An 11,646-nucleotide genomic window follows, 5' to 3' on the forward strand; every position below is an offset into this window, starting at 1 on the left:
AGCACGCGCCAAGCGCGTTTCCAGGCGATTGCGAATACCGCAACGTTGAGCAAGGCGTAATAGGACAACAGGGCGATGTGATTGCCGCTGCCGGTCGAGATCAGGATCGGTGCGGCGAAGCCGGCGAGGATGCCAAGGACAGCCAGGGCCAGTGCATCCTGCAGGACGGCCAGCACGCAGACTCCGGCGACAAGAATCAGCATCAAGCCGAACGCGGGGGCCGCCGGCAGCAGTTGATAGAGCCGGAACGCCGCGAAAACCGTCAGCAGAAGAATTCCGATCGCGCCGCCCTGAAGGCTCAGCGAGAACGCGCGCCGTGATTCGCGCTGACGCCAGGCAAACACCAGTGCAGCCAGTGCCGCGGCGGCAATGCCAGCCAGGCGCAATTCGATGGGCAGGGTGAACCAGCCTTCATCCGCCGCATATTTGAGCAGCGCGGCGACACCGGCGAACAGCACCAGCATGCCGATCTTGACCGGCACGTTGCCTTCGGTGAACCAGGCCTTGATCCAGTCGATGGCGCGCGCGGCGATGTCGGGTTGCGACGGCGCCATCGGTGCACGGTCGATCGGAGCTGCCCGCGCGGCCGGCGCCGACGCGGCCGGTTCCGGGATCGAGACGCGAGCGGTCGAAAGCGGCACCGGAGGTGGTGCAGTACTGCCGATCTGGAATCCCTCGGACTTTTCAGCGACCGGCCGCGCGGGCGGCGTTGCGACCGGTACGGCCGGCACATCCTGGCTTGCGCTGGTCACGGGCAGGGGCTGCCTCGGCATTGCGGTCGCTCTTCCAATGAGCACTGCAAGCTGGGCTTCTACCCGGCGTGTGCGTGCATCCAGGGCGATAAGCCGGGAAAGCAGAAATCCGAACGTGGCGCCTACCAGCAGGCCAAGGATGGCCGTCGAGTCATCGGCAACGGTTGCGCCGAGTGCGGCACCGACTACGGCGCCGACGATGCACCAGATCAAACCCATGAACACACTCCCCGGAGCTGAGACGACGGTTGTTCAACGATACAGCGGCGGCTGGCCTTCGGGTCGACTCTTGAAGCGCCGATGTATCCAAAGGTACTGGGTTGGCGCCTCGCGCGCCATGCGCTCGATCGCGGCATTCACCCTGGCCGTATCATGTTCGACATCGCTGCCGGGAAAATCGGCCAACGGCGCTTCCAGACGCAGTACATAGCCGCCGTCCGGAAGCCGGCGGTGGAAAAACGGTATGACCCGCGCGCCAGATAGCCGGGCCAGATGATGGGTGGCGGTCAAGGTGGAAGCCGGCACGCCGAAGAACGGCACGAAGACTGTGTCCTTGCCACGCATGTCCTGGTCAGGCGCATACCAGATACGGCCGCCTCCGCGCATGTAGCGCACACAGGCACGAATCTCGTTCTTGGTGAACATGGTCGCTGCATAGTGTGAGCGCGCCCGTCGGATAGCCCATTCGAACGCGGCATCGCCGTGCTCGCGGTACATGCCCGCCAGTTCGACGCCCGCATGTTCGACCAGCAAGCGCCCAGCCAGTTCGAGGTGCGAAAAATGGGCGCCGGTGAGCAGCACGCCTCGGCCTTCCGCGCTCGCGGCATCCAGATGTTCCCGGCCTTCGATCCGGACCGGAACCCGCGCAATGGCCTGGTGTGACCCCATCCATGCCAGAGCGAACTCCACCAGCATCAAGCCGACGTCGCGCAGGCATTGCTCCAGCATTCGCGCTTGCTCGTCGGGCGTCAATTCGGGAAAGCAAAGTTCGATATTGCGTTTGGCAATGTGCCTGCGGGAACCTGGAATACGTGCAATCAGCCAGCCGAGTCCGCGACCAGTGCGAATCAGCGCAGGGTAGGGGAGGCGAGCGAGCAACCAGAGCAGGCCGAGGCCCAACCAGGCAAGCCAATGTCTGGGAGCCAGCAGGGCGAGGCGAAATGGAGGAAGGGTAGAAGCCATTTCACCGATTATGGCGGTCGAGTCGGTTTCTGCCTATGCACCCTATACTGAGAGCCGATCCACGTTCCGGTCGGTTCATCGACTGCCTCGACGTTCTTGCTGCCGGCAGATCCTCGACGGCCGATGATTTTGCCGGGTTGCGTGATTCGGTCTTCCGACGTCTGATTCCCGTAGTTGATGAGAAACAAACCGTGTTGCGCTTGCTCTATACGCTGACCATGTACCTGTTGACACCGGTGATCCTGTATCGCCTGGCTGCGCGAGGTCTGCGCTATCGGCGTTATCTGTCGCGCTGGAAGGAGCGGTTCGGATTCTTCCCTTCGCCAGGCTTTGCCAACAGCAGCTGGGTGCACGCGGTTTCGGTTGGCGAGGTCAATGCTGCCGTACCGTTGATCGAATCGCTCATGCGGTCATATCCGGATGCGCGCATGGTCGTTACCACGGTTACCCCGACCGGATCCGAGCGCGTGCAGAAGTTGTTCGGCGATCGGGTCTTCCATGTTTACCTGCCGTACGACCTGCCGGCATCCGTAAAACGCTTCCTTGATCGCATCAAGCCGAGATTCGCGGTGATCATGGAAACCGAGATCTGGCCAAACCTGTTCATCACCTGCCGTGAACGAGCGATTCCGATCGTGGTGACAAATGCGCGTTTGTCCGAGCGCAGCCTGCGTGGCTATGGCCCAGTCCGGCCTCTGGCACGACGCGCCATCCAATGCGCCAGCTTCGTCGCGGCCCAATCGCCGGTCGATGCGGAGCGACTGCGAATCCTGGGTGCGGTCGAAGATCGCCTCAGTGTCATCGGTAACCTGAAATTCGATTTGTCGGTACCGCCCAGCCTGGCGGAAGCCGGTAGCGAACTGCGTCGCGCTTGGGGAGAGCAGCGCCCGGTGTGGATTGCCGCCAGCACCCACGAAGGCGAAGAATTACCGGTGCTCAAGGCGCATTCCGTCATCTTGCAGCGATTTCCCGATGCCCTGCTGCTGATCGCTCCGCGTCATCCGGAACGTTTCAAGCCGGTGGCAAGCTCGTGTCGATCACTGGGCTTCGCAACACGGATTCGCAGTGAGGACGAAAGTGCCAACGATCGCTGCCAGTGCTTTGTCATCGACGCGATGGGCGAGCTGATGCAGTTCTATGCAGCGTCGGACATCGCCTTCGTCGGTGGCAGTCTTGATCCGATCGGTGGTCACAACCTGCTCGAGCCTGCCGCTCTCGGCAAACCGGTGATCGTTGGGCCGCATACCTTCAATACCGAAGAAGTGGCGACCAGCCTGATCGATGCGAATGCCGTACTTCGTGTCGCCAACGCCACAGAACTGGGCGCCGCAGTGCTGCGCCTGCTGGCGAATCCCGAGGTTCGCGTGGCAATGGGTCATTCGGCCCAGACCGTGCTCGAGCGCGAGCGTGGCGCAGTCGAGCGCACGCTGAGGATTGTCGAGAAGGTGCTTGAGGGCGGGGAGTGGAGAATGGAGAGGGGGGAATAGGAAAAAGCAAGGCGGGGAACCTGCAAGATACGCTTCTGCGATTCCCCGTTCTCCATCCCCTATTCCCTGCTATTCAAGCAATCCATTGACGGCTTCGAGATCGCTGACTTCGATGATGCCGGCAGCAGTTTTCAGGCGCAGACCGTTGAGGACAAACGCGTGGCGCGCACGCGAATTTCTGCTTTGTGCCTCCAGCAGCTGACGCTGGCTGATGAGGACGTCGACGATGGTGCGCGTACCCACTTCGTATCCGGCCTGGGTGGCATCCAGCGAACTCTGAGCAGACAAGACCGCCTGCCCGGTTGCCTCGACTTCGCTGGCACCGGCCAGAACGGCGCGATAGCTGTTGCGCGTGTTGCGTTCGACCAGGCGCTTGCGCTGTTCGAATTCGTCTTGCGCGGCATCGCGATAGTAGATGGACTGGCGCACGCGCGACTGCGTGAATCCGCCGGTGAAGATCGGTACGTTGAGTGACAAGCCGACCGTGGTCGACCAGCGATCATTGTTGGTGTGGAAGGCGTCGTTGATGCTCGACGCACTGTTGTCGCTCCAGCTGGGTGCCTTGGAATAGAGAATCTGTCCATTCACGGTGGGCAGATGGCCGGATCGCGCCGAATTGATGTTGGCACTGGCGGCATCGACCTGGAACGCGAGCGCGCTCAGGTTCGGATTCTGCTCGATCGCCACGGAAACCCAGCTCTCCGGATCCTCCGGGTTCGGCCGGTCCAGAGGCAGCTTCTCACGCAACTTCTTCAGCTCGCCCGGCTGCTGGTTGGTCAACTGGCGCAACGCTTCCTTGGTGTCTTCCACGGTGTTTTGCGAAACGATCACGCTGGCCACGGCGGTGTCGTGCTGGGCCTTGGCATCGTTGACGTCGGTAATGGCAGAAAGGCCGACTTCAAAACGCTGCTGGGCCTGTTCGAGCTGCCTGGCGAGGGCCTGTTCGTTGGCCTGGTCGAAGATCAGGGCGTCTTCCGCTGTGAGGACCTCGAAGTACGCGGTCGCCACACGCAGAAGCAGGTCCTGCTCCGCGGCGTGATACGTGGAGTCGCCCGCCTTGGCCGTGGATTTCGCCGAGGACAAGTCAGCCCAGCGACTCAGGTCGAGAATGCTCTGGTCGAGTCGGCCACTCAAGGTGCGTCCGTAGGAATGGTTTGATGAGGTCACGTTGACCAGGCTCTGGCTGCCATCTTCGTTGGTCACGAACTGTGGGCCGCTGTTCGAGCCGTGGGATCGTTCGTAACCGAGTGACGCAGCGATTTGCGGCAGCAACGCCGATCGCGCCTGGGCGATATTCTCGTTGGTGGCGTCGCGGGTCGCTTCGGCGCCGGCCAATTGCGGGTCGGAAGAGCGCGCTTCGCCGTAGATCTGGATCAGATCGTCGGCATGCGCCAGCGAAGCCACGGAGCCAAGGGCAATGGCCAGTGCAAGCGGCAGGGAGCGGGAACGGATCATCGAATCATCCTCAGGGTTTGCTTTCTTTGTCCCAGGCCTGCCTACAGGGTGAAACGGCGTGGAGGCGAAGCATGGGTCAGGTACGGAATATCAGTCTCGAACAGGCTTTCAGTCTGCCAGTGGCCTGCATCGACGCGCGTGTGCAATAAGGCCTGCATGGCGGGTGATTCACCGCTGATCGCGAACAGACGACCACCGGGTTTGACCCAGCCACGCAGTCGATCAGGCAAGGCAAATACCGCGCCAGTGAGTACGATGCAGTCAAAGGCCTCAATGGTTTCAAATTTGGTCAATGCATCGCAGATTTCAACCTTGGCCCCCGAAATACCTGCGCGAGCGAGGTTTCCGATGGCACGTTCCGCGAGGTCGGCGTGGATTTCGAGGCTGAGCACATCGGCACCCAGTTCGGCCAGGCAGGCAGTGAGGAAGCCTGAGCCTGTGCCGATTTCGAGCACCCGCTGTCCGGATTCGATCGCCAGCGCCTGCAGGACCCTGCCTTCGATAACCGGCTTCATCATGACTTCGCCGTGTCCGAGAGGCAGCTCGACATCGACGAAAGCCATGTTGCGATAGCGTTCCGGCACGAAATCCTCGCGTGGGACTCGGCCGAGGACTTCCAGCACGCGAGGGTCAAGTACTTCCCAGGTGCGAATCTGGTTCTCGACCATGTTGTCTCGGGCCTGCTCAATATTCGTAGACATCAAGATCATCCGGAATGATGAAAAAAGGGGCGAAAGCATAGAAGGTATGCCAGCGAGCGGCAAACTTCCGTGCCGACTTCGGCAGCGTCCATGGCCGGCAACGATTCATTGCGAGCAGGAATTGGCGGTTTCAAGCCGCGGCTGGAAACCGGAAGCTCCGAATCGGGCCAGCGCCAAAGGCCATTGTGCGCTCACAGCGGCTGCGAGTGGTCCGTCAATCCTTGCCAGTGCGGCGAGATCCTGTCTGGCGCGAGCCCCGGGTGCATTGAGAAATTGAAGGCCCAGCCATGCCGAAATCAGTCCGCGGTCTTCCACGGACAGAGCGGACAATGCCGAAACCGCCGTGTTTCGCAGCTCGGCAATCCTGAAGTTGGTCGGGTGACGACTGCCCTCAAGCAAGGCGGCCAATGCACGCTGGGCCAGACGCAATGCCCAGTTATCCGTATTGCCGCAAGCGGAACTGGCGATACTTTCTAGTGGCTGATGCATGCCGACCTCTCGATGGACTCGGTACTGACCCGGCTGGATGCCGGGCGTGGTGGTTTGGGGACTTCAGGGTTCACTATGCAATTGCGGAGCCAACGCGGAATCTGAGGCGGGCGCCGGCTTGATCCGGAACCAGGCTGCGTAAAGCGCTGGCAGGAACAGCAAGGTCAGGGCGGTCGCGACGGTCAGGCCGCCCATGATGGCAACCGCCATGGGCCCGAAGAAGGCGCTGCGTGACAGCGGAATCATGGCGAGAATCGCAGCCGCTGCAGTCAGGACGATGGGACGGAATCTGCGTACGGTTGCGCCGACCACGGCATTCCAGGGTTCGATGCCGTCGGCGATATCGTGTTCGATCTGATCGACGAGGATGACCGAATTGCGCATGATCATGCCGAACATGGCAATCGTTCCGAGCATGGCCACAAAACCGAACGGCACCTGGAAGACAAGCAGGAACAACACGACGCCGATCAATCCAAGCGGGGCCGTGAGCACGACCAGCAGGACGCGCTGGAAGCTGCGCAGCTGCAGCATCAGTACGCTGAAGACAACGATCAGGAACAGCGGTATTCCCGCATTCACCGAACTCTGGCCCTTGGCTGATTCCTCGACTGCACCGCCGGTTTCCAATCGGTAACCTGCGGGCAGGTCAGCCCGTATCGATTCCAGTTCGGGCTCAATGAGCGCGTTCACGCTGGCCGGTTGCCTTGAGCCCTCGATGTCTGCGCGCACGGTGACTGTCGGCAAGCGGTCGCGACGCCAGATGATGCCCTCTTCGAAGCCGTACTCAATGGTGGCGATGTGCCCGAGTGGAACGCTCTTGCCCGATGCGGTCGGCACCGCCAGGCTCTTGAGCAGGCTGAGCCTGGCTCTTTCCTCGGGGGTGCCACGCAAGAGCACGCCGATCAACTGGTCACGTTCGCGATAGGTTGCGATCGGTACGCCATTGAGCGAGCTCTGCAGGAAGTTGGCCACGTCTTCGGAACTGACGCCAAGAACGCGCGCACGATCCTGGTCGATGGACAGGCGTATGACCTTGCTCGGCTCTTCCCAGTCGAGATTCACGTTGCGCACATCGGGATTGTCCCGCATGACATCCGCAACCTCGAGTGCGAGCTTGCGGATCGTGCCGATTTCGGCGCCCGAAACCCGGTACTGCAAGGGGTAGCCGACGGGAGGTCCGTTTTCGAGTCGAATCACGCGTGCGCGCAGGGCCGGGAAGTCCTGCTCGAACAGCCTCAGCAAATCGTTGCGCAGAGCTTCACGTTCGAACTTGTCGTGGGTCAGCAGGACAAACTGGGCGAAACTGGCTTGCGGCAGTTGCTGGTCCAGCGGCAGATAGAATCGTGGCGAACCGGAGCCCACATAGCTGACATAGTTTTCCAGCTCGGTGCGCTTGGCCAGCCAGGCTTCCAGCTTTATGACCTCGGCCTCGGTCGCATTCAGCGAGGATCCTTCGCTGAGTTTGAGATCGACCAGCAACTCCGGGCGCGTCGAGTTCGGAAAGAACTGCTGCTGCACGAAACCGAACCCGAATATGGCCAGTCCGAAAAGGACGACCGTGGTTGAAATGACCAGGAAGCGGTGCTGAACGCAGGTGTCGACCAGGCCTCTGAAGCGCCGATAGAACGGTGTCGAGTAGGGGTCCCGATTTGCGTCAGTCGGATGCTCGCTGACGCCACCGAACCATGTCGGCAAGCGACTGCGAATGGCATGAATTCGAGCTGCAAGTGGACCGCGGGGTGCCGCGCTGCTTGCAGCATGCGGATCCGGCAGCAGCTTGTAGCCAAGATAGGGGATGAAGACCACGGCTGCGATCCACGACAGCAGCAGGGCGATCGTGACGACCTCGAAGATCGCCCGGGTGTATTCCCCGGTGCCTGACTTCGCCGTTGCAATCGGCAGGAAGCCGGCGGCCGTCACCAGGGTACCGGTCAACATCGGGAATGCTGTCGAGGTGTAGGCGAATGCCGCTGCACTGGCCCGGTCCATGCCTTGTTCCATCTTGATCGACATCATCTCGACGGCAATGATGGCGTCGTCGACCAGAAGCCCTAGCCCCAGTACCAGCGCGCCGAGCGAAATCTTGTGCAGGCCAATGCCGAAGTAGTCCATGGCCGCAAATGTCATCGCCAGCACCAGCGGGATGGAAACGGCGACAACGAACCCGCTGCGCAAACCCAGCGAGAAAAAACTGACCAGCAAGACAATGATCACGGCCTCGCTCAGGGTTCGCACGAACTCCCCTACCGAATTGCTGACTGCGGCCGGCTGGTCGGCCACCTTGTGCAGGTCAAGGCCGAGCGGTAGCGTTCTTGCGATTCGTGAGGTCGCATCCTCGAGGTCATGTCCGAGCGCGATGATGTCTCCGCCCTTGCGCATGGATACGGCAATGCCGATGGCCTCTGTTCCCAGATAGCGCATGCGTGGCTGCGGGGGATCCACGAATCCCCGCTTCACCTCGGCGATGTCGGCGAGTCGGAACAATCGTCCATTACTGCCGCGTATGCTCAGCTCACGGATGGCCTCAACGGAATCCAGTGCGCCGGTCGTGCGCAGATAGATGCGGTCCGTTCCGGTTTCGAAACTTCCGCCTGCAACCACGGCATTCTGTGCGGCCAGTGTTTGCTGCAGTTCAGCGAATGTGACTCCGAGCGTGGCCAGTTTCGCATTCGAGGCCTCGACATAGATCTTGGGATCCTGGCGTCCGATCAGTTCAATCTTGGCAACATCCGGCACGCGCAGCAGCTCAAGCTTGATGCGTTCGGCATACTCGCGCAGGTCTGCATCGTCGAAGCCGTCGCCGGTCAACGCATAGATGTTGCCAAAGGTGTCGCCGAATTCGTCGTTGAAGAATGGGCCACGAATGTCGGCCGGCAATGAATAGCGAACATCGCCGACCTTCTTTCTCACCTGGTACCAGACGTCGGGCACGCGATGCGGGTCGATGGAATCCTTGACCACGAAGAAAATCTGAGATTCACCCGGCCGCGAATAGCTGCGCAGGAAATCGAGGTCCGGAATTTCCTGCAGCTTCTTTTCCAGGGTTTCAGTGATTTTTTCCGAAACTTCCTCGGCAGTTGCGCCTGGCCACTGCGTTTGAACGACCATCACCTTGAAGGTAAACGGAGGATCTTCCGCCTGCCCAAGGCTGCGGTAGGACCAGATGCCTATCACGCCAAGCAGGATGATCGTGTAGAGCACCAGTGCCTGGTTGCGTAGTGCCCACGAGGAGAGATTGAAAGAAGGCATCGTTGTGCTCTCGGATTATTCCCTTGCAGGCTCGTGGGTGAAGCCGGGCTTGGCCGGTATCGCGGAAGCATGAGTCCTCTTCACTGTGCTGCCGGCGGGGAGAGGGAGGATCTCCAGCAGCACAGGAAGAGGGTTTAACCCGGTTTGTTCATGGATCAGCGGCGAATGGTCTTGTGGATCAGAAAGAGACGCGTCGGTTCAGATCATCGATGGGATTGATGACCTCGCCTTCACGCAGCCGGTGTACGCCCGCAGTCACGATCCAGCTCTCCGATTCGAGGCCGTTGTTGATCAGTGCGCCGCGCTCGCCAAAACTCTGCAGTTCCACCGGGGAAAGGTGCACCTGGCGAGTCACTGGATCTACCAGCCATATGGCCGGTTCACCGTTCTTCTCATACAGCGCACTCAGCGGGATCAGGACCTGGTTGTCGTTTGACGACGAGTTGAAATAGACCCGGGCGGTTTGACCCAAGCGGGCGCCGGATGCGCCATCAATGAATGCGACGCGGACGCGATAGGTGCGGGTCATCGCATCTGCATCAGGGGCAATCTCACGGACCTTCGCCTCGTGGTGCCTGCCGGATTCTGTCCATAATTCGACGCTGGCCGCCGCGCCCACCTCAAGCTGCGCGATGGCCTGTTCCGGCACGCTGATTTCGACTTCCTTGGGGCCGTCGTGGGCGAGCGTCATCACGGCCTGGCCAGCACCGACCACCTGGCCGGCTTCAGCTGACACGGCGGTTATCACGCCATTGGCGTCCGCCTTCAATTGTGCATAGTTGGCCTGGTTGCTGGCCGTATCCAGCGCTGCGCGCGCTTCGGACACATGGGCTTTGGCAGCTTCCAGTGCGTTGGTCTTGCCTTCCAGATCGAACTGGCTGACAAAACGCTTCTCGCTGAGCGTCTTGTAGCGCTCATGCTCGGACTTTGCCAACTGGTAGGCCGCCTGAGCCGAGGCCAGCGTCGCACGCGCGCTGGACTGGGCAAGCGCCAGATCGCGGGGATCAATGGTCGCCAGGACCTGGCCTTCATCCACATGCGCGCCAACATCCACCTTGCGGGAATTGATCTTGCCGCTGACGCGAAAACCCAGCGCACTCTCGTGCCGGGCACGCACATCGCCCGGGTAGACTTCGACGTTTTGCACGCTGTCTGACTGCACCTGGGCCACGCGCGCGATACGAGGCGGGGCATCTACTTCGGCCTGCGTGCTGCAGCCGGCCAGCACTGCGCCAAGTAGCGCAGAGACAGCGATTTGGACGACAGCGGAGGAGGGCATCGTTACAATTCCGGTAGGTAGCGACAGTTCGTGAACTGCGTGGTATAGTAATCAAACAGAACTGACGAGTCCAGTAATTTTTCAGATGAACGCATCCAGCGCCAAAACCTGTGGTCCAGGTCGTCCCAAGGATCTCGAGAAGCGGGCAGCCATCTTGCTGGCAGCCAAGCAACTGTTCCCTGTCCACGGGTTCGACGGAACCAGCATGGATACGATCGCGGCTCAGGCTGGCGTGTCCAAGCTGACGGTCTACAGCCATTTCACGGACAAGGAGAGCCTGTTCGCGGAAGCTGTCAGGGCCAAGTGCGCCGAGCAGATGCCAGGTGAACTGTTTGCTGTTGATGTGCGGGGTCCGATACGCGAGCAGTTGCTGGCCATCGCGCGTGCATTCTTTACGCTGGTGACCAGCGACGAGGCCATCGCCCTGCACCGATTGCTGACCACGGGTGCCGGCGGATCAGAGAAGCTGGCGCAGATGTTCTGGGAAGCGGGTCCGCAGACCCTGCAATGTGAGTTTGCAAGTTTCCTCGAGCGTGAAGTCGAGGCCGGTCAGCTGGAGGTTACCGACATCCCGCGCGCTTCGTCGCAGTTCTTCTGCCTGCTGAAGGGAGAGCTGCACGCCCGGCAATTGTGCGGATGCAGTGGAGCACCCTTTGCCGAATCGGAAATAGACGCACATGTTGCGGCCACCGTCGACATGTTCCTGCGCGCCTACCTGCCGCGGCAGTCCGCTATTCCTTGAGGTCGCCCAGCCAGGATTCGATCGCTTCGAGATCACGGTCGGAAATGTCGATGAAATGGACTCCTGTCCAGAACTGGCCTCGGACATTGGCCGGCTCCTGCCACATTTCCTGAGCGCCGACATCAATCATTTGCGGTTGACCGCGGCCATTGACCAGCTCGAATCCGAGCTGGAACAGGGCGTCGTCGCTGACTGCATGATCGCAAACCAGCAGCATTCCATCGGCTGAAAGATTGCCGATACGTCCCATCACCTGGCCGTTCATCTTGTTGGTGACCGGTATGGTGACAAAGGCGGCCTTGCGTGG

Annotated in this window: 10 protein-coding genes; 2 read left to right on the forward strand and 8 right to left on the reverse strand. The window is 60.9% G+C overall.

All coding sequences use genetic code 11. The features are described from left to right. Nucleotides 1–971, reverse strand: a 971-nt coding sequence (locus WBP53_RS16570) for a DUF2339 domain-containing protein (RefSeq protein ID WP_423930859.1), incomplete at its 3' end; no start/stop codon positions are given. A gap of 33 nt (nt 972–1,004) precedes the next feature. Then, entirely contained in the window at nt 1,005–1,934 is a 930-nt protein-coding gene (gene lpxL / locus WBP53_RS16575) for an LpxL/LpxP family Kdo(2)-lipid IV(A) lauroyl/palmitoleoyl acyltransferase (RefSeq protein WP_423930860.1), read from the reverse strand. A 35-nt stretch (nt 1,935–1,969) separates the two neighbouring features. On the opposite strand from lpxL, the gene waaA reads away from it, so the two are divergent. Beyond that, nucleotides 1,970–3,421 (forward strand): lipid IV(A) 3-deoxy-D-manno-octulosonic acid transferase, encoded by a 1,452-nt coding sequence (gene waaA / locus WBP53_RS16580; protein WP_423930861.1) that lies wholly within the window; start codon nt 1,970–1,972, stop codon nt 3,419–3,421. Between the two features lie 69 nt (nt 3,422–3,490). On the opposite strand, the gene WBP53_RS16585 is transcribed toward waaA, so the two are convergent. The 5 genes from WBP53_RS16585 to WBP53_RS16605 form a co-directional block, all read right to left on the reverse strand. After that, a complete protein-coding gene (locus tag WBP53_RS16585; protein ID WP_423930862.1) occupies nt 3,491–4,876 on the reverse strand; it encodes a TolC family outer membrane protein in 1,386 nt (461 codons plus the stop codon). A 41-nt stretch (nt 4,877–4,917) separates the two neighbouring features. After that, complete coding sequence (locus WBP53_RS16590) at nt 4,918–5,577, reverse strand: protein-L-isoaspartate O-methyltransferase family protein (RefSeq protein ID WP_423930863.1); 660 nt, start codon at nt 5,575–5,577, stop codon at nt 4,918–4,920. A 105-nt stretch (nt 5,578–5,682) separates the two neighbouring features. Continuing rightward, complete coding sequence (locus tag WBP53_RS16595) at nt 5,683–6,066, reverse strand: hypothetical protein (RefSeq protein ID WP_423930864.1); 384 nt, start codon at nt 6,064–6,066, stop codon at nt 5,683–5,685. A 63-nt stretch (nt 6,067–6,129) separates the two neighbouring features. After that, entirely contained in the window at nt 6,130–9,318 is a 3,189-nt protein-coding gene (locus WBP53_RS16600) for an efflux RND transporter permease subunit (RefSeq protein WP_423930865.1), read from the reverse strand. A 178-nt stretch (nt 9,319–9,496) separates the two neighbouring features. Next, the gene (locus WBP53_RS16605) at nt 9,497–10,597 is read right to left on the reverse strand and encodes an efflux RND transporter periplasmic adaptor subunit (protein WP_423930866.1); all 1,101 of its coding nucleotides are present in this window, start codon (nt 10,595–10,597) and stop codon (nt 9,497–9,499) included. An 85-nt stretch (nt 10,598–10,682) separates the two neighbouring features. Here WBP53_RS16605 and WBP53_RS16610 point away from each other — a divergent pair, with 85 nt between their 5' ends. Then, nucleotides 10,683–11,339, forward strand: a complete 657-nt coding sequence (locus WBP53_RS16610; RefSeq protein ID WP_423930867.1) for a TetR/AcrR family transcriptional regulator — start codon at nt 10,683–10,685, stop codon at nt 11,337–11,339. Here the strand turns inward: WBP53_RS16610 and WBP53_RS16615 are convergent. Continuing rightward, on the reverse strand, nt 11,329–11,646 hold a 318-nt coding region (locus tag WBP53_RS16615), incomplete at its 5' end, for a PilZ domain-containing protein (protein WP_423930868.1). The two genes, WBP53_RS16610 and WBP53_RS16615, sit on opposite strands and share 11 nt — an antisense overlap.

It is taken from the genome of Dokdonella sp. (assembly GCF_049593775.1).
GTDB lineage: Bacteria > Pseudomonadota > Gammaproteobacteria > Xanthomonadales > Rhodanobacteraceae > Dokdonella.